This is a genomic window from Nocardia nepalensis (assembly GCF_048910785.1).
Lineage (GTDB): Bacteria > Actinomycetota > Actinomycetes > Mycobacteriales > Mycobacteriaceae > Nocardia > Nocardia nepalensis.
Window position 1 is genome coordinate 450,937 of record NZ_JBKBET010000038.1, and the last position, 16,086, is coordinate 467,022.

A 16,086-nucleotide genomic window follows, 5' to 3' on the forward strand; every position below is an offset into this window, starting at 1 on the left:
ACGGCGGATCAACGGCCGGATGATCAGTCGACGATCTCGATGACCCCGAGGCGCCAGAGCACCGCATACAACTCGCGCAACGGCACGGTCAGCACCTGCGTCAGCGCACCCGCCAACGGATCCGAGCCGACTCCTCCTACACCATTTGTCATCACACCAGACACGGTGCGGACGTCAAGCATCGAACTCTCGAACACACCATGACCGGGAGGCAACAGATGGCCGAAAAATCGGATACCAGCCACCGAAGCGCCGTCGATCGGGTGGTGGCTGCGCAGGGTTTCGCGGTGGATCTGCCGGTCGTCGGTCGAGTGCGCCTCCCCCCGCCCGAGCATTTGGCATACTACGGCGCACTCGGCGTGCTGGCCGTGGCGGAAATCATCGAATGGCCCGTTGCGCTGGTCCTCGCGACCGGTCATTGGCTGGTGCAGGATCAGCACAATCGCTTCGCCCACCAGGTCGGCGAAGCCCTCGAAGAGGCTTGACCGCCGCGGCCGACCGCAAGCCCCACCCCGGCACGGCGGCGGTCCGCCACACCAGCGAAGCCTCGAAGAGGCTTAACTGCAGCGGCCGACCGCAAAGCCCCGCCACGGCGGCGGTCCGCCACACCCGGCTCGGGCAATTAGTGACCGATGGACCCGTGCACCGATCTGGTCGTTGTGCCAGATGAAAGCGGTGAGCGCGAGGATGCATCGCAGGACCCGGACGGTGATATCGGCGATGGAGCCCCGCACCGACGTTCCAGGTGAGGATCGAGGGTCTGGTCGATCGATTCGCGGGCTGAAGCGCCGCCCGAGAATGCGTTATCGCTCGACGTTCACCGCCACTCTCGAGGTGTCGCGCAGTCGGCATCGAGCGACGTGGCGGGGATCGGGCACGACCGGGTAGCCGTTGATCCGGCGCGTGACAGCCGAGCCCCATCAGGGTGCTGCGACCGAGAACGGCGAGGCACACTCCTCAACAGCCTTTCAGAGTGCGGCGACCGGAGTGGCGGGCACGATTATGGGCCGCCGGGGAGGCGGCGTCGGCCGGCGGCGAGTTCGTCCGCCAAATCCTCGTAGCCGATGGCTAATTCGGCCAGCGCCTCCCAGGCGTCGCCGAGGTCGTAGTCCGTGGCGCTGGCCAGGGCGGCGTAGGCGGTTGCGGTGTATTGGGCGAGGCGGTCGAGCACCGCGCCCAGTGTTTCGGTGTGCACCGAGGCGCTGCCGTGTGCGGGCGGCAGGTGAGCGTGTACCCAATGATTGATCTGGCGCACCAATTTCGCTCTCCGGCAATCGATGTCATCGGTCCGACAGTGGTCGGCGAGTCGACTCTCGTGCAGGCAGGTGAGTTCATAGACGGCACGCAGCAGCGGGTGCGCGGCGTGCTCGACGCCGCGGCAGGCGCGCAACACCTCCCCCTTCCTCGGCAGCGGTTCGATCAGCAAGGTCGCCCGTATGGCCGATAATCCATCCGATCGCCTCTCATCTCGGTGAATTCGAAGCGCCCGGCCGAAACTGCGGATACGCGGCAATCCGTTGTGGTCCAATAGGTTTCTCGAGTTTCCTACGGCTCTCCGGCCGGGCGCGGCAACAGCACAGCACGCGACAGGCGGAGGAGTCAGCGTCTACATGGGGTCTGCATTCGAATCGCGCCGAAAGGCGAGGACAAGTTCCGTGTCCGCGGGTCGGTACATCCGCGGATTCGTTTCCGAAAAACTGAGGTAGGGGGCCATGACGGATTCAGGAAGTACGGTGCCGCGACGACAACTGGGACGGCATCTGCGTGACCTGCGCTTACAGTCCGGGCTGACCATGCCCGAGGCGGCGCAGTTGATCGAACGCGGTAAGACGACCTTGCAGCGGTTGGAGACCGGACAGGCGAATCGGATACGGCTGCTGGATATTCGAGAGCTGTGTGCGGTGTATGACGCCGAAGAGGTGGTTACGGCGGGGTTGTTGGGGTTGGCGCAGCAGGCGTCTGGGAAGTGTTGGTGGCATGAGTATGGGGAGTTGATCCCTGAAGACTTCGATGTGTACGTGGGGTTGGAGACGGCAGCACGGCGGTTGACTTCGTATGCGCCGGATGTCGTGTTAGGTCTGCTCCAGACGGCGGACTACTCTCGGGCCCTTCTCCGCTCAGCACTCCCCGGGATTTCCGGCGCGGAAATCGAACGACGGGTTGAAGTGAAACAGCGCCGTCAGAAGATCCTCACCAGAAAGCGCCAACCAGTCGAATTGAATGCCGTACTCCTCGAGTGTGCGTTGCGCCGGATGGTCGGCGGCCGTCGGGCCATGGGCGCACAACTGCGACATCTGGCCGACATGTCGACTCTGTCGAACATCACGCTTCGAGTGCTCCCCTTCTCCGCTGGTATCCCTCTGGGTGACCCGCTCGGACTGTTCACACTCGTCGACTTCGGGTTGGACAAGAACAAGAAGCAGATCGAGCCACCGGTTGTCTATCTTGAAAACTTCACTGGGGACTTATATTTGGAGTCGCCCAATCACGTACAGCGCTACGATGTGGCTCATCACGTCATCCAACGCGCCGCGTTGGATGAAACAGCGAGCAGGAGTCTGCTTCGGCAGCTAGCAAGGGAGTACGCCTCGTGACCGGCAAGCATGACGTCGAACTATCCGAGGCTCGCTGGTTCAAGAGCACCCGGAGTTCCGCGACGAAAGACTGCGTCGAGGTGGCGTTCCTGCCCAGCGGCATCGTCGGCGTGCGGGATTCGAAGGATCCGGGCGGCCCGGCGCTGGTGTTCGGTGGCGGTGAGTGGGATGCCTTCACCACCGCTGTCGCCGATGGGAAGTTCAACCGGTTCTGAGTGATCGATACGAGACCTCCCGCACGATGTGAGTGCGGGAGGTTTTGGTGTCTGATCAAGCCTGATCTCATTGCCGGTCTCTAGCTCCAGACGGTAGGGTTCGGAGCAGCGGGGGATGCGCGTGACCCCTCACCACGGGTGCCAGCGAAGGGGTTCGCGGATGACCAAAACAGCACGGAAACCGCTTGCTGCGGCCTTACTTCTGGGCGTGGCGCTGACGCTTGTTGGTTGCAATAGCAACTCTGGGGACAGTGCGCCGACACCGAGCAGCACGAACGCGTCGGCGCACACTACGGCAGCAGCCACTACATCGAAGGATTCCGAAGCAGCGATCTGGAACCCCTGCGACATACCCGACTCCGCGATCTCCGCACTCGGGTTGAACACCGCAAGCAAGGACACCACAGTCGCCGGAGTCGACCCGACAGGCTGGAAGGTCTGCGCTTGGCAGGCGGGAGCAAAGACATACGACTTCACGGTTTTCTCGTCTAGCCACACGCTGGAGGAAGTCCAACAGCGAAGCGACCGCGAGGGTTTCACACCTACAACCGTCGGCTCGCACCGAGCGCTGCAATACCGGGTTGTGGGTGACAAGCACCAACTCAAGTGCTACATCAGCGCAGAAGTACCGCACGGCATGATCGACTTCCTGGTGGTGAACCGGTACCTCGTGCAGGGTGCAAGTGAACCGTGCGGCGAGGTGCGCCGACTGAGTGACGCCTTGGTCGAATACCTGCCCAAGGGCTAAGGAGGGGGAATGATCAACGGTGTTGATCCGAGTGAATGGAAGCGACTGCTCGACAAGGCAAACGCCGGTGAGCTTTCGCTTGATCCCGAGGTGGGGAAGGGGTTGGACAAGGTCTGCGACGACCACCTCGAGCGACTTCGCAATGTCTACAGCAAGATCGAAGCGATCAGCCAGATCACGGGGTTCGGCACATTCAATTCGGGTCAGATCTTGCAGAAAAAGTTCTCCGAGACCGCTACAGGAACCGACCGGTCTCTGGACACCGTGATCGAACAGCACATCGAGTCGGTCGAAACCGTGAAACAGGTTGTGGCGCAGGCCATCGCGAACTTCGTCGCACAAGACCAAGACCGCGCCAACCAGTTCGTGCAGGTGACTCCAAAATGACTTACGAGGACTACCAGCGCCGTGTCATCGAGGCGCAGGAGCAATGGAACCGAGACCGCGACTGGATCTACAAAACCGAGTCGGGCTACAACGGTTTCGACGGTGAGATACAGCCAGCGCACATCACAACGCCGGACAGCTACGACCACCTCACCCTCGAGCAAATGCAGACCGCCGTCTCGGCGATGAAGCCGAAACTCGTCGATGATGCGGTCACCATGTGGGCGAATATCGGCGCAGACCTGACCGGCACCTTCGAGGTCTTCAAGCGCGAATTCGGTCGCACCATCACCGGCCAGAACGGCCACACCGGATGGACCGGTGCTGCAGCGCAAGCAGCCACCACCGCAGTGAACAACTACTACGACAAGTCCGTTCCGCTGGCGCAGGCGGCCACGCTGACCAGCCTCAAGCTCTCCGAGATGAAGACCGGTCTGGAGCAGACCCAGGCATTGATGCCAGGCCTGACCGAACGCCCGGATATCGCCGGGAAGACGCTGCCCAAAGACGGCGTCATGAAGACCGGCGAATACACCAGCACCGAGGCCGAGCAGGAGGGGCGCAGAATCCTGCGCACGGTGTACGGCCAGGTCGCCGGGCAGACCGATGTCGGCGTTCCCTACATGCCCACCGCGCCGACGATCACCGACGGCTCCGGCCCGGTCGCACCGGGACGCGATCCCGGTGGCACACACGGACCTTCGGGTTCCGATGGCGGTTCCTCGGGTTCCGGTGGCGACGGTTCGGACGGCTCGGGCAACCAGGGCCAGGGTTCGGCTCAGCCGACGGGCACCGAACAATCCACGACCCCGTCGACAACGTCACCGGATGCCACCACCGCCGCCAGCACGACCCCCCAAAGCACAACCGCGACAACGCAATCCACTTCCCCCACCACCGCCGCGACACCGAGCACGTCCACCCCGAGCCTCAACACCCCCGGCATCGGAACCGCCACCGGCCGCCCGACCGGCACCGGCACTCCCGGCACCACCCAGGGCAGCCCAGGCCGCACCGTCGCAGGCACCCCCACGACCGCAACAACCACAACCGCCGCGACCACCCGCCAGAGCACCGGAACAACGGGCCGCTCCGGCATGTCCGGCCTGGGCGCCCCCGGCCAGAACAAGGGCACCGACGACGAACGCAAAAAGGGCGTCCCCGACTACCTCATCACCGCAGAACACGGCCAAGAACTCACCGGCCTGAACTCCCAACCCAAAACCGTCCCCCCAGTCATCGGCGCCGACCACGACACCGAAACCCGCTACTAGTGCCGTGCCCACCCGATCCCCGCAACCAATACCTCAGCCCCGCACGCCAATTCGCACACCACCCACGAATTCGCAGGGCAACAACATGCACGGCGAAAATCCGTGTCCACCAGCAGCTCGAGCGAGACCGATCAGCGGAGCCGACGGAGTGGGTAGCACAACAGGATCGCAACCAGCACAGGCGACGAGTCGGTAGCACATGAGAATCGCAATCGGCGCAGGCGACGGAGTCAGTAGCACAAGAGAATCGCGACCAGTGCAGGCAGCGGAGTGGGTAAGGACAGTGGGATGGCAGTCGGCAGAGGCGATGGGGTGGGTAGGCTCAGGCTCAGCGGGCTGGAGTTCGAAATGCTTTGGGCCGCATACGGTCGCGACCGCCTGCCCTATCCGCTGCACCACCGCACCGAAATCGCCGACTTCGATGAGCTGAAGCGCCACCGTGAGGCCGCGGTCACTTCCCTGCTCGCCAAGTATTCGCCCGAACTCGAACGCGCCATCGAGGTACTGCTCGAGCCCGACGTCCGCATCGAGTCGAAGGGTTTCGGCGGCGTCGACCTATCGCACAGCTACCGATTCCACGGCGCGGTCCGCGCCCAGGCCGGTGCCGCCCTGCACCAGCTCCCCGGCCCGGATCCGGACACCGGCGGCGACGTCCTCCTGACCTATTGCGCCGCAGAGCAAGTCGCCCGGCACGCGGTGACCGCACTCCCCTCGAGCGGCCCCGGCACCCACCCACCGCTGGAGATCCGCCGCGCGGAAATCACCGCCGACCGCGACCGCCACATCCGTCGCGCCCACGACCTCGGCCCCATCGACCAACTCGACCGCATCTTCCAACGCCCCCGCACCGCCTTCGGCGAAATATCCATCTGCCCCGGCCCCGCCCTGGACGCCCGCCCCACCCCCGCCCGCGGCTTCTGGTGGATGGACTACCCCGACGGCCGCTACTACGTAAGAACCGGCGACCCCATAATCGCCAAACCCCTAACCCCCCAAGCCATGTCCACCGAAATCCACCGCCTAACCACCCTCACCCAGCGCTACCACCAAGAAGACCGCGAACACGCCGAATACCTCCGCACCCGCCACTAACCCCACCCCAGCACCCCCCACCACATCCAAACATGTTGCGCACCACCAGATCCAGCTGCCCGCCGAACGTAGTCCTACGGCTGCCGAACAGACCACGGCGCACCACCATATGACTACGGTCGACCCGGGCCTGGGACCCTGGCCGCCAGCTGGATGCCCACGGGTGCTCGTCCATCTGACCGATGAGCGCACGATCGACGGCGGCTTCAAAATCGGTACCGCATACATTCCATGACGTAGCGCGAGAACCAAGGCCCGATGAGTAGCACACCGATTCAGCCGCGGATGCTGACCGACCGCGAAACCAGCGTCGCCACCAAGCTGCTGTCGTCGGGTGCCACCGGCGCCTCCGAGTACCTGGCGCAGGTGCCGTATTCGCAGGTCGTCGCAACATGGGGCGTCGGCTCGCCTAGCGTCGATCTAGCGGTTCGGCCCGGTGCGGTGCAAGCATCCGGGGTCCGATCAAGATCAGGTGGCAATGGTGGCGGAGGCTTCTCGGGCGATGCCGCCACAGATTCCACGTGATCACATGTCCAGCTGGTCCTACTCGGCGTCCTCGGCCTCTTCGATCGCCCGGTCTATTTGGTCGCCTTCGGCGTCGTCCCACAGTTTCCAGACGGTGATGAGCTCTTTGCCGGTGCGGTCTCGGATTGCTCGGATCGCGACCTCCCAGGTCGACAGGGGTTCGAGATCGAAGTCTTCGTTCGGCATGACTATCGGTGGATCGGTGTCGTCCCACTTCGTGGACCATCCCCATGATCCGCCGTGGCGGACCATCACCTCGCCGATGTACGCGCACACACTTTCGTAGAAAGGCCGTGCTTCGGCGGCGGTCAGCTGGGCAGGATCGGAGAATCGTCGCAGTAGCTCGGCCTCGAGCCGTTCCAGCGACGAGCCGGTGAAATCCAATCTCAAATCCGACGGCAGCTCGGCCACCAGCCGATCGGCCAGTCGCGCCGAGTCGCGGGGCCAATCCTCGGTCCGGTAGATAGCGCTCACGGCGAAATCCTATTGGCACAGGGACATCGGCCTACCCAACGATGGGACGCCCGTTGGCTTCCTCGCGCGCCCTCATCGCGAGTCGCACCGGAGCTGACCGGGCACTACCGAACTCTCGTGCTTGCCCAGCCAAAGGATCTGGGAGCGTTGAAAGGCACGCCGATCCCGTCCCGGAACGGGCAGCGGACTTGCGGTGTCACGGCTGGATGCGGAGGCCATCGCGGAGGAGTCCGAGCAGCGTGTGGGCTTGCCGGTCTCGGTCCGAGTCTTGTTCGGTTGCGATGGCTATCGCGTTGACCAGTTTCAGCAGCTGTGGTGCGGTCAGGTCGGAGCGGATCTCGCCCGCTTCCTGAGCACGCCTCAATAGGGTGGTCGCTGCGTCGAATATCGTTTCGCGGCACCAGGACTCGGCCGGCGTCCCGATCACGGCCAGCAGCGAGGCAGCCAGGCCGCGGGTGGCACTGCCTTGCGCCACAACGGTCTCCAGCCATGACATGAGCGCCTCGGCGGGTGCGCGGGTCGTGGCCAATTCGTCGGCATGGCGGGCCAGCGCCTCGATGTGGTCGCGGTGCACAGCCTCCAACAGTGCCTGTCTGGTCGGGAAGTGGCGGTAGAGCGTGGCATTGCCGACGCCTGCGGCCCGCGCGATGTCGTCCAACGGCGCCTGCGGACCGTGTTCGGCGAAGACCTCCGTGGCGACGGTAATGAGCCGCTCGTAGTTGCGCAGCGCGTCGGCGCGCATCGGCCTGCTCGGTGTTGGTGTCATGACGCTCCGGATTGCAAAAACGGGGAGAGTCCCCGTATTGTAGCCGCAACTAACCGGGGAAGCTCCCCGGTTAGTTCGAAGCGAAAGCGCACAGTGTTTTTCGAGGAGGATGCGATGGCGGACATCGTGTTGGTGACGGGAGCGACAGGCACTCAGGGCGGTGCGGCGACTCGGGCACTGCTGGCCACAGGCTGGCGGGTACGGGCCCTGGTGCGCGACCCGGACACGGCGAATGCTCTGGCACTGGCCGAAGCGGGTGCGGAACTAGTGTCCGGCGATATGCGTGACCGCGCCGCGCTGGACGCGGCGATGGCGGGCGCGCACGGAGTGTTCAGCGTGCAACCGACCGCGGGTTATCCGGGTACGCCACCCGGGTTCACCATCGACGAAGAATTGAGGCTGGGTCGCAACGTCGCCGACGCGGCCGCGGGAGCGGGCGTTGCCCATTTCGTCTACGCCTCGGTTGGTGCCGCGGACGCCGACCATGGGATTCGGCGTTGGCAGAGCAAGGCGGAGTTGGAGGTGTACGCGGCGCGGCTGGACCTGCCGACCACCGTGCTGCGCCCGGTGCGCTTCATGGAGAACCAGACCGACCCGCGCTTCGGCCTCCGTGACAGCGTGCTGACCGATGTCATCCGCCCGGACGTTCCTGTGCAGTTGATCGCGGGCACCGATATCGGCGTCTTCGCCGCACAGGCATTCGCCCATCCCGAGGAATACCTCGGTGCCGCAGTGGAACTGGCCGGCGACGAGCTGACCATGACCGAAATCGCGGCAGCCATGAGCCGGGCGCTCGGGCAGCCCATCGAATACCGTGCGATTCCACGAGAAGCGTTGTCGAACAAGGATCCTGACGCACTTGCCGGCTATGAATTCGCCAACTACCGCGGCTGGTCTGCCGATATCCCGACACTGCGCGAACGCCACCCGGACCTCATGGATTTCACCACGTGGCTGGAACGCGAAGGCGCACAACGGTATGCCGCCCGAGCGGCCTGAACCTGCCGAGCCCTGACGACAGGGCAAACACCACGCGACGGCGGGCGCAAATCCTTCGTGGCGCACGCGAGTCCATCCTCGGAATGGGCGGAGTCGCGGGGCCGTGGATCGAGGTCGATCCCACTGCGGTGGAACAGGTCGACAGTTGGTTGTCCGCCGCGGAAGGCTGGATAACGGAAGTAGTCGCGCACAGCGATAGTCGCCCCACCTGGTTGCGGTGGCTCGTGCCGAACTGGGCAGGGAGAGTTCTCCGCTGGGTGCCACAGTGCCCGCGAGAGGGGCCATCCACAAGCCGGAAGCGCTCTGGGAGCACGACTGCGCCCAGCACCGAGCGGCACTGGGCGCAGTCGTCCGGACTCACACCGAACCAGCGGCACCCGTGGATTTCGGTCCGACGCCGTTGGTCGAAGCCAGGGCATCCACCTTGTCCTCGGACGGATTCAAGGTTTCACCGCCCGCGGTCAGCAAACCGGTGCGCTCGAGCACATCGGATCCATTGGTCGCCGCATCACCCTTGGCCGCCTCGATACCGCTGACCATCCGCAGCGGCACTTCCTTCCAGAACAGCACCAGGATCAGCGCGAGCAGCGCGACACCGGTCACCGACAGGAATACCGTCGACATCGATTCGGCGAATCCGACCTTGAACGGCCGCGCCAGCTCCGGATTCAGCTGCTGCACGATCGAACTGTCCTTCAACACTCCGCCGGCCGCCGAGGTGTCCTGCGCGAGTAGACCTTTCGCGAGGGCGGCGTCGGCGGGATTGCTGCTGTGCACACCCTCGACCACCGCGTGTTGGAAGGCCGGATCGGTGGCCGCCGACTTCATCTCGGTCGAGATATTCGGCGTCAGCTGCGCGAACAGAATCGACAGGAATACCGCGACACCCAGCGTGCCGCCGATCTGCCGGAAGAACGACGCCGCGGCGGTGGAGACACCCATATCCTTGGGCGGCAACGCATTCTGCAGCGCCAGGGTGAGCGGCTGCATCAGATTGCCGAGCCCGAATCCGGTGCACACCATGAAGATCATGGCAACCCACAGCGGGCTGTCGGCATTCAGGAAATGCAACAGGAACAGGCCGAGCGTCAGCATGGACGCGCCGATGAGCGGGAAGATCCGGTAACGCCCGGTCCGCGAGATCAGCTGGCCGGACACGACCGAGCCGGACATCAGACCGAGCACCATCGGCAACATCTGCAGACCCGCCAGCGTCGGGCTGGCCCCGCGCACCACCTGCAGGTACTGCGGCAGCAGCGAAATACCGCCGAACATCGCGGCGCCGACCACGAACGAAATGACCACGCCGAGTGCGAAGGTCCCGTTCGTGAACATCCGCAGCGGAATCAGCGCCTTATCCCGCATGGCCTTCTCGATCAGCACGAATCCGATGACGCCGACCACGCCGATCACATAACAGAGAATGGACCGTCCACTGCCCCAACCCCATTCGCGTCCCTGCTCGGCGACGATGAGCAGCGGCACCATTCCGATGGCCAGTACCAGCACGCCCCACCAGTCCACCCGGTCGGTGGATTTCGGCCGCTTCGGCAGCTTGAGCACCTTGGAGACGACCGCGAGCGCAATCAGGCCCACCGGCACGTTGACCAGGAAGACCCAGCGCCAGCCGGTGACCCCGAGGATGGTGTCCTGTCCGGCGAGCACACCGCCGAGCACCGGGCCGATCACGCTGGAAGTGCCGAACACCGCGAGGAAGTAGCCCTGGTACTTGGCGCGTTCGCGCGGGCCGACGATATCGCCGAGGATGGTCAGCGCCAGCGACATCAAGCCGCCCGCGCCGAGTCCCTGGAACGCGCGGAACGCCGCGAGCTGGTACATCGACTGCGCCATCGTGCACATCAGCGAACCGGCCACGAAGATCGAGATCGCCGCCATGAAGAACGGCTTGCGGCCGAACATATCGGACAATTTGCCGTACAACGGGGTCGCGAGCGTCGCGGTGATCAGGTAGGCGGTCGTCGCCCAGGCCTGCATCGAATAGCCGTTGAGATCGTCGGCGATGGTGCGGATCGCGGTGGAGACAATCGTCTGGTCCAGCGCCGCGAGCAGCATGCCGAGCATCAGACCACTGAGGATGGTCAGGATCTGCCTGTGGGTGAAACCCGTGGATTCCTCCACGGTGGCCGTTGCGCTCACGAATTGTTCTCCGTCTCGAGTCTGTACAGGTTCTGGTCCTCACGAATGGCCGCGAGCATGGCGGGCTTGGCCTGCTCGTAGTCGTCGACGAACTGTTGGAGCAGCCCGGCGAACGTGGCCCGGTCCTGCGGCGTCCAGGCCGCCATCACCCGGGTCAGGTTCTCGTGCCTGCGCCTGCGTATCCGCTCGGCGACCTCGCGACCGAGCTCGGTGACGACCAGCACGGTGGCGCGGCCGTCGTTGCGATCGGCCTGCCGCTCGACAAGTTGCCGGTCGACCAGATGGGCGATGTGCCGACTGATCGTCGAGGCATCCGAATGCACCGCGTCAGCGAGTGCGCCTGCGCGCATCGGCCCATCACACAGCAGCCGGAACAAGATCGCGAAGGCCGCGGGATCCACACCCTCCTTGGTCCGCAGCTGCCCGGCGGTGCGATCGCGGATCCGCTGCAGCCGGGTGAGCTGAATCGCGATCGTGTCGACCGATCGCTCGTCCTCATCCACTGGACTCACCTTTACTTGCGTCAATCAATTAGTTGCGTGATACAAGTATGTAGCCAAGCCAACGGCTAGGGCAAGCGATTAAGCGTTCTTTACCGGCCCTTGAACTCCGGGGCTCGCTTCTCGAATACCGACTGGATAGCCTCGGTCAGGTCCTCGGACGGCAGGAATGCGGAGTTCCACGCCGAGACGTAGCGCAGTCCGGCGGCCACCTGATCCTTGGTGCGCTGCTCGAGCACATCCTTCGCGCCCTGCACCACCAGCGGCGGATTCGCGGCGATCTCGCGGGCGGTCGCGTGCGCCGCGTCCAGTACCGCCTCCTGATCGGCGAAGACGTCGTTGACCAGGCCGATCTTCTCGGCACGCGCCGCGTCGATGTCCTTACCGGTGTAGGTGAGTTCGCGCAGATGGCCCTCGCCGATGATGCCGGGCAGCCGGTGCAGCGACCCGATATCGGCGACGATCGCGACCTTCGCCTCGCGCAGGCTGAACTTCGCGTCCGCGCTCGCGTAGCGGATATCGGCGGCGGCGATCAGATCCAGCCCGCCGCCGATGCACCAGCCGGAGATCGCGGCGATGACCGGCTTGCGGCAATCGGCCACCGCGGTCACCGCGGCCTGCATCCTGCGCACCTCGTAGAGGAAGTCGGTGCGCGGGGCGGCCAGCGCCTTATCCGCCAGCAGCGGACCGAACATGCCCGCCATGGCGGGCAGGTCGAGTCCGTAGGAGAAATGTTTTCCGGAACCGGTGAGCACAATGGCACGAACCTCGGCATCGGCGTCCAGCTCGCGGAAGATCTCCGGCAGCTCCCGCCAGAAGTCCGGACCCATGGCATTGCCCTTGCCGGGGCCGGTCAGGGTGACCTGCGCGATGTGGTCCTTGGTTTCAACGGTGAAGGCCTGCCAATCAGTCATTCGTTCAGCGTAAAGCAGGTGTGAGCAGGCCAGTCGACCAGTCAGCGCCACGTGTAAATGCTGTGCAAAATTGCCGCCACCCACTGGTTCCGACGTCGGCGTCGACCACATCATGGTCGAGTCAGCAAACCCGCATCATCGGCTCGGAGACCATTATGTTGATGCATCAAGGAATAGGGCTGGACCGCTTCAATGCCATGACTCGCGACCGTGCCGTGCATGCGCTGTTCGAAGTCTGCTGCAATGTCACCTGGGCGGCCACGCTCGCCGATGCCCGCCCCTATCCGAATCGAGATGCGCTGCTGGCCAAGGCGGATCTCGGGTTGCTCGCACTCTCCCGATCCGATCTCGATCGCGCCTTCGATTCCGTTGTGCACGAACGGGTCACACAGCGCAGCGTGACCGAGCTGGCGCGGATCGTGCGCGATCGGATCGACCAGATGCTCGGGCCCACCGAGGGATATCCCGAATACTGACCGATGAAATTCGACCGGCGTACGGCCCGCAATCCCTCTACTCTGGTTCCATGCGCAGGTCGCTTCCACCAGTCGCATGCCGGGTCGCCGATACCCTGATCGCGCGCGGCCACCACGGTGTCATCGTCACTCAGCCCGCTCCCACGCCCACCGCCGCCGATGCCGCACGGGCACTCGGCGTCGATGTGGGCGCCATCACGAAATCACTGGTGTTCCTGCTCGACGAGGATCCGGTGCTGCTGCTGGTCTCCGGCGCGCATCAGGTGGATCTGGCGCACACCGGCGAACGGCTGGAGGGCACCCTCACCCGCGCCCCGGCCGAAATGGTGCAGCAGGTGACCGGTCAGCCCATCGGCGGCATCGCACCGGTCGGCCACCCCACCAACCTGCCGACCTGGGTGGACAATGCGCTGTCCGCGCACCGAGAGGTCTGGGCCGCGGGCGGCGTTCCGAATACCCTGTTCCGCACCTCGTTTCGCGAACTAGTGCGCATTACCGCCGGACTTCCGATCGACGTGGATTGAATTCCGCACCCGCCCGGCGAGCAGCGCGGACCACGAAATGGAGATCAATCCAACAACCGCGCGACGGTCCATTGCCGACAAACCCGGCGTAGTTTCGTCATGTGAGCGAGGGAAGCATCAGTACAGCACCAACGGTCGCAGCCGAGCCGAACGCTAGCGAGGCGGAGCTGTGACCGAGGCTCAACCCCCCGCCGACACGGACATCCAGATTCCCGATGATCTGAGTGGTATCACCGCCGAGCTGTATCGCTCCTCCATGCGGCACTATCCGGCGGGCGTCACCGTTGTCACGCTGGGCTCCGCGAACGGTCCGGTCGGCTTCACCGCGACCTCCTTCGCATCACTGTCCCTGGAGCCGCCCCTGGTCTCCTTCAATATCGCCCACACGTCGTCGAGCCTGACGGCACTGCGGGCGGCCGATTCCGTGGTGGTCCATTTCCTCGGCGAACACCAGCACGATCTGGCCAAGCGCTTCGCCCGCACCGCCGACCAACGCTTCACCGATCGCTCCCTGTGGACCACCTTGGACACCGGCGAGCCCGTCCTGCACGGCACCCCCATCTGGATCCGCGCCACGATCCAACAGCGGATCCCCATCGGTGATCACACCTTCGTCGTCGGCCTGGTCACCCGGGTCCACGACAATACCGACGAGCAACCAAGCGCCGCGCCGCTGCTCTACTACCGCGGCCGCTACTACCGCCCGACCTCACTCGAAGACTGAACTCCTGGCCCACCAAAGCCTTTCAGCATCGGACTACCGCACTCGAGCCATGGCTATCGGTCAGCGGCGTCCGAGATCGGGCATGGCCTGCAAGGCTGCGCTCCGGCGGAAGCGGAACGGCAGCTACGGTCCCGGCCTCCACTGGGCTATGCGACCCATTACGCGATGTTCCCGCAGCGGTGGGCCGTCAGCCCGATGCCGCGCGGCGGCTGTGACCGAGCGGTCGAATGCGATCAGCCGATCGAGCAGGGCGCGGCGCCGTCGGCGGAGTTGGGGCTGATGAAAGGGCGGGTCTCGGGGGACGGGTTCCAGAGGCCTTCGGTGCAGGCGTAATTCCAGCTCGCACCCTTGGCGACGAGGGTAGCGATGGCCTCGACGAGCCGGTCCACATCGGCGGAACTGGTGCCGAGGCCGATGCTGGCACGCAGAGCGCCGTCGAGGCCGAGGCGCTCGAGCAGCGGATGGGCGCAGAAACGGCCGTCGCGGACGCCGATGCCGTGTTCGGCGGAGAGGTAGGCCGCGACGTGGCCGGGGACGAAACCGTCCAGGGTGAAGGCAACGATGCCGACGGTGTCCGGGCTGTCGTCCCAGATGCGCAGCAGATTGACGCCAGGAATGTCGGACAGGCCAGCGCGCAGGCGATCGGCGAGCAGATGTTCGTGGGCGGCAAGGGTTTCGGGATCGATCGCACACAGCGCGTTGCATGCGGCGGCGAGCGCGGCCGCACCCAGGACGTTCGGCGACCCGGCCTCATGACGATGTGGCGCGGGCGCCCATTCCGCGCGGGTGGTGCTGACCTCACGGACCGCACCGCCGCCCGCCAGATACGGTTCGGCGGCATCGAGCCAATCCCGGCGTCCGACAAGCACTCCCGCGCCGAACGGTGCGTAGAGCTTGTGGCCCGAGAATGCGAGGTAGTCGACGCCGGTGTCGCGCAGGCTGATTCGACGATGCGGCGCCAGTTGCGCGGCATCGACCAGAATGCGGGCGCCGCACTGGTGCGCGATGGTGGCCAGGCGCTCGAGCGGCAGCACCTCACCGGTCACATTGGAGGCGCCGGTGACCGCGAGCAGCGCGGCGGGCTTACTGCACAGTTCGGCGATGAGCTGACGGATGGTCTCCTCAACGGTCGCGGCGGCCTCGACCACGCGGCGGCCGCGCCTGGTCCAGGGCAGGAAATTCGCGTGATGCTCGGTATCCAGCACCACGGTGTCACCGGGGACGCAGGCGGCGAGCAGGTTCAGCGAATCGGTGGTGTTGCGGGTGAACACCACGACCTGGTCGTCGGCGGTATCGAGGAAGCGCGTGACCGAACCGCGGGCCGCCTCGTAGCACTCGGTGGAGATGCGCGAGGCGTAACCCGCACCGCGGTGCACGCTCGCATAGAACGGCAACAGCTGCTGCACCCGGTCGGTGACCTCGGCCAATGCCGGTGCGCTCGCGGCATAGTCGAAGTTCGCGTAGGTGGTCGTCCCGCCCTGGACCAGCGGCACCTGGAGGTCGCCGCCGGAGACCCGGGCGAGGGGGGCACAGGTCGGTTCGAGAACAGCAGTCATCACAAAATCCCATCGGCTATGGGACTCGTCATCAGGTGATTGTCCGAGTCCGCGCTTGCCGCACCCGGTCGGGCTGCGGCCCGGTCGTCACCCGGAGCACCCCACCGCGGAGGAGGGTTGCCGACCAGCTAGCCGGGGCTTGACGCTGGTGCTCATGACCT

General features: G+C 65.2%; 20 protein-coding genes and 1 riboswitch. Of the genes, 12 read left to right on the plus strand and 8 right to left on the minus strand.

The window, feature by feature from the left end; genetic code table 11:
* Positions 1-23: 23 nt before the first annotated feature.
* Positions 24-335, minus strand: a complete 312-nt coding sequence (locus ACHQ4I_RS36665; RefSeq protein ID WP_476445417.1) for an Rv1535 domain-containing protein — start codon at positions 333-335, stop codon at positions 24-26.
* Here ACHQ4I_RS36665 and ACHQ4I_RS36670 point away from each other — a divergent pair.
* Positions 219-485 carry a hypothetical protein gene (locus ACHQ4I_RS36670; RefSeq protein WP_420776477.1) on the plus strand — a complete coding sequence of 89 codons (267 nt, stop codon included), beginning with the start codon at positions 219-221 and terminating at the stop codon, positions 483-485. The two genes, ACHQ4I_RS36665 and ACHQ4I_RS36670, sit on opposite strands and share 117 nt — an antisense overlap.
* Positions 486-1,000: 515 nt before the next feature.
* Here the strand turns inward: ACHQ4I_RS36670 and ACHQ4I_RS36675 are convergent.
* On the minus strand, positions 1,001-1,426 hold the full coding sequence (locus ACHQ4I_RS36675) for a DUF4254 domain-containing protein (protein ID WP_420776478.1): 426 nt from the start codon (positions 1,424-1,426) through the stop codon (positions 1,001-1,003).
* Positions 1,427-1,712: 286 nt separating this feature from the next.
* Here ACHQ4I_RS36675 and ACHQ4I_RS36680 point away from each other — a divergent pair, with 286 nt between their 5' ends.
* From ACHQ4I_RS36680 to ACHQ4I_RS36710, 7 genes are all read left to right on the plus strand, one after another.
* Positions 1,713-2,594 carry a helix-turn-helix domain-containing protein gene (locus ACHQ4I_RS36680; protein WP_420776479.1) on the plus strand — a complete coding sequence of 294 codons (882 nt, stop codon included), beginning with the start codon at positions 1,713-1,715 and terminating at the stop codon, positions 2,592-2,594.
* Positions 2,591-2,809 carry a DUF397 domain-containing protein gene (locus tag ACHQ4I_RS36685; protein WP_420776480.1) on the plus strand — a complete coding sequence of 73 codons (219 nt, stop codon included), beginning with the start codon at positions 2,591-2,593 and terminating at the stop codon, positions 2,807-2,809. The genes ACHQ4I_RS36680 and ACHQ4I_RS36685 overlap by 4 nt, the downstream gene beginning before the upstream one ends.
* Before the next feature lie 160 nt (positions 2,810-2,969).
* Positions 2,970-3,557 (plus strand): DUF3558 domain-containing protein, encoded by a 588-nt coding sequence (locus ACHQ4I_RS36690; protein WP_420776481.1) that lies wholly within the window; start codon positions 2,970-2,972, stop codon positions 3,555-3,557.
* 9 nt (positions 3,558-3,566) lie between these two features.
* Positions 3,567-3,944: a hypothetical protein gene (locus tag ACHQ4I_RS36695; RefSeq protein ID WP_420776482.1), complete on the plus strand. Its 378-nt coding sequence runs from the start codon at positions 3,567-3,569 to the stop codon at positions 3,942-3,944.
* Positions 3,941-5,218 (plus strand): hypothetical protein, encoded by a 1,278-nt coding sequence (locus ACHQ4I_RS36700; protein ID WP_420776483.1) that lies wholly within the window; start codon positions 3,941-3,943, stop codon positions 5,216-5,218. Before ACHQ4I_RS36695 ends, ACHQ4I_RS36700 begins: the two co-directional genes overlap by 4 nt.
* A gap of 288 nt (positions 5,219-5,506) precedes the next feature.
* On the plus strand, positions 5,507-6,310 hold the full coding sequence (locus ACHQ4I_RS36705) for an ESX secretion-associated protein EspG (protein ID WP_420776484.1): 804 nt from the start codon (positions 5,507-5,509) through the stop codon (positions 6,308-6,310).
* Between the two features lie 258 nt (positions 6,311-6,568).
* The gene (locus ACHQ4I_RS36710; RefSeq protein WP_420776485.1) at positions 6,569-6,835 is read left to right on the plus strand and encodes a hypothetical protein; all 267 of its coding nucleotides are present in this window, start codon (positions 6,569-6,571) and stop codon (positions 6,833-6,835) included.
* Positions 6,836-6,853: 18 nt separating this feature from the next.
* Here ACHQ4I_RS36710 and ACHQ4I_RS36715 read toward each other — a convergent pair whose 3' ends face one another.
* Positions 6,854-7,309 carry a hypothetical protein gene (locus ACHQ4I_RS36715; RefSeq protein ID WP_420776486.1) on the minus strand — a complete coding sequence of 152 codons (456 nt, stop codon included), beginning with the start codon at positions 7,307-7,309 and terminating at the stop codon, positions 6,854-6,856.
* A 196-nt stretch (positions 7,310-7,505) separates the two neighbouring features.
* The gene (locus ACHQ4I_RS36720) at positions 7,506-8,075 is read right to left on the minus strand and encodes a TetR/AcrR family transcriptional regulator (protein ID WP_420776487.1); all 570 of its coding nucleotides are present in this window, start codon (positions 8,073-8,075) and stop codon (positions 7,506-7,508) included.
* 114 nt (positions 8,076-8,189) lie between these two features.
* On the opposite strand from ACHQ4I_RS36720, the gene ACHQ4I_RS36725 reads away from it, so the two are divergent.
* Positions 8,190-9,074 carry an NmrA family NAD(P)-binding protein gene (locus tag ACHQ4I_RS36725; RefSeq protein WP_420776488.1) on the plus strand — a complete coding sequence of 295 codons (885 nt, stop codon included), beginning with the start codon at positions 8,190-8,192 and terminating at the stop codon, positions 9,072-9,074.
* A gap of 357 nt (positions 9,075-9,431) precedes the next feature.
* Here the strand turns inward: ACHQ4I_RS36725 and ACHQ4I_RS36730 are convergent, their stop codons facing one another.
* From ACHQ4I_RS36730 to ACHQ4I_RS36740, 3 genes are all read right to left on the minus strand, one after another.
* Positions 9,432-11,231, minus strand: a complete 1,800-nt coding sequence (locus ACHQ4I_RS36730) for an MDR family MFS transporter (RefSeq protein ID WP_420776489.1) — start codon at positions 11,229-11,231, stop codon at positions 9,432-9,434.
* On the minus strand, positions 11,228-11,734 hold the full coding sequence (locus ACHQ4I_RS36735; RefSeq protein WP_420776490.1) for a MarR family winged helix-turn-helix transcriptional regulator: 507 nt from the start codon (positions 11,732-11,734) through the stop codon (positions 11,228-11,230). Before ACHQ4I_RS36735 ends, ACHQ4I_RS36730 begins: the two co-directional genes overlap by 4 nt.
* An 89-nt stretch (positions 11,735-11,823) precedes the next feature.
* Entirely contained in the window at positions 11,824-12,645 is an 822-nt protein-coding gene (locus tag ACHQ4I_RS36740) for a crotonase/enoyl-CoA hydratase family protein (RefSeq protein ID WP_420776491.1), read from the minus strand.
* 161 nt (positions 12,646-12,806) lie between these two features.
* On the opposite strand from ACHQ4I_RS36740, the gene ACHQ4I_RS36745 reads away from it, so the two are divergent.
* The 3 genes from ACHQ4I_RS36745 to ACHQ4I_RS36755 all read left to right on the plus strand — a co-directional run bounded on the left by ACHQ4I_RS36745 (position 12,807) and on the right by ACHQ4I_RS36755 (position 14,369).
* Positions 12,807-13,121 carry a 2-oxo-4-hydroxy-4-carboxy-5-ureidoimidazoline decarboxylase gene (locus ACHQ4I_RS36745; RefSeq protein ID WP_420776492.1) on the plus strand — a complete coding sequence of 105 codons (315 nt, stop codon included), beginning with the start codon at positions 12,807-12,809 and terminating at the stop codon, positions 13,119-13,121.
* 50 nt (positions 13,122-13,171) lie between these two features.
* Entirely contained in the window at positions 13,172-13,645 is a 474-nt protein-coding gene (locus ACHQ4I_RS36750; protein ID WP_420776493.1) for a YbaK/EbsC family protein, read from the plus strand.
* 169 nt (positions 13,646-13,814) lie between these two features.
* Complete coding sequence (locus ACHQ4I_RS36755; RefSeq protein ID WP_420776494.1) at positions 13,815-14,369, plus strand: flavin reductase family protein; 555 nt, start codon at positions 13,815-13,817, stop codon at positions 14,367-14,369.
* A 233-nt stretch (positions 14,370-14,602) separates the two neighbouring features.
* Here ACHQ4I_RS36755 and ACHQ4I_RS36760 read toward each other — a convergent pair whose 3' ends face one another.
* Complete coding sequence (locus ACHQ4I_RS36760) at positions 14,603-15,925, minus strand: aminotransferase class V-fold PLP-dependent enzyme (RefSeq protein ID WP_420776495.1); 1,323 nt, start codon at positions 15,923-15,925, stop codon at positions 14,603-14,605.
* A 46-nt stretch (positions 15,926-15,971) separates the two neighbouring features.
* Positions 15,972-16,085: riboswitch (SAM riboswitch) on the minus strand.
* Position 16,086 lies beyond the last annotated feature (1 nt).

Excerpts from the sequence above, each read along its gene's own strand:
- ACHQ4I_RS36750 (WP_420776493.1), top strand. The coding sequence starts at position 13,172 with ATGCGCAGGTCGCTTCCACCAGTCGCATGCCGGGTCGCCGATACCCTG.
- ACHQ4I_RS36720 (WP_420776487.1), bottom strand. The coding sequence starts at position 8,075 with ATGACACCAACACCGAGCAGGCCGATGCGCGCCGACGCGCTGCGCAAC.
- ACHQ4I_RS36690 (WP_420776481.1), top strand. The coding sequence starts at position 2,970 with ATGACCAAAACAGCACGGAAACCGCTTGCTGCGGCCTTACTTCTGGGC.
- ACHQ4I_RS36705 (WP_420776484.1), top strand. The coding sequence starts at position 5,507 with ATGGCAGTCGGCAGAGGCGATGGGGTGGGTAGGCTCAGGCTCAGCGGG.
- ACHQ4I_RS36760 (WP_420776495.1), bottom strand. The coding sequence starts at position 15,925 with ATGACTGCTGTTCTCGAACCGACCTGTGCCCCCCTCGCCCGGGTCTCC.
- ACHQ4I_RS36695 (WP_420776482.1), top strand. The coding sequence starts at position 3,567 with ATGATCAACGGTGTTGATCCGAGTGAATGGAAGCGACTGCTCGACAAG.
- ACHQ4I_RS36745 (WP_420776492.1), top strand. The coding sequence starts at position 12,807 with ATGCATCAAGGAATAGGGCTGGACCGCTTCAATGCCATGACTCGCGAC.
- ACHQ4I_RS36700 (WP_420776483.1), top strand. The coding sequence starts at position 3,941 with ATGACTTACGAGGACTACCAGCGCCGTGTCATCGAGGCGCAGGAGCAA.
- ACHQ4I_RS36725 (WP_420776488.1), top strand. The coding sequence starts at position 8,190 with ATGGCGGACATCGTGTTGGTGACGGGAGCGACAGGCACTCAGGGCGGT.
- ACHQ4I_RS36665 (WP_476445417.1), bottom strand. The coding sequence starts at position 335 with ATGCTCGGGCGGGGGGAGGCGCACTCGACCGACGACCGGCAGATCCAC.
- ACHQ4I_RS36670 (WP_420776477.1), top strand. The coding sequence starts at position 219 with ATGGCCGAAAAATCGGATACCAGCCACCGAAGCGCCGTCGATCGGGTG.
- ACHQ4I_RS36680 (WP_420776479.1), top strand. The coding sequence starts at position 1,713 with ATGACGGATTCAGGAAGTACGGTGCCGCGACGACAACTGGGACGGCAT.
- ACHQ4I_RS36740 (WP_420776491.1), bottom strand. The coding sequence starts at position 12,645 with ATGACTGATTGGCAGGCCTTCACCGTTGAAACCAAGGACCACATCGCG.
- ACHQ4I_RS36710 (WP_420776485.1), top strand. The coding sequence starts at position 6,569 with ATGAGTAGCACACCGATTCAGCCGCGGATGCTGACCGACCGCGAAACC.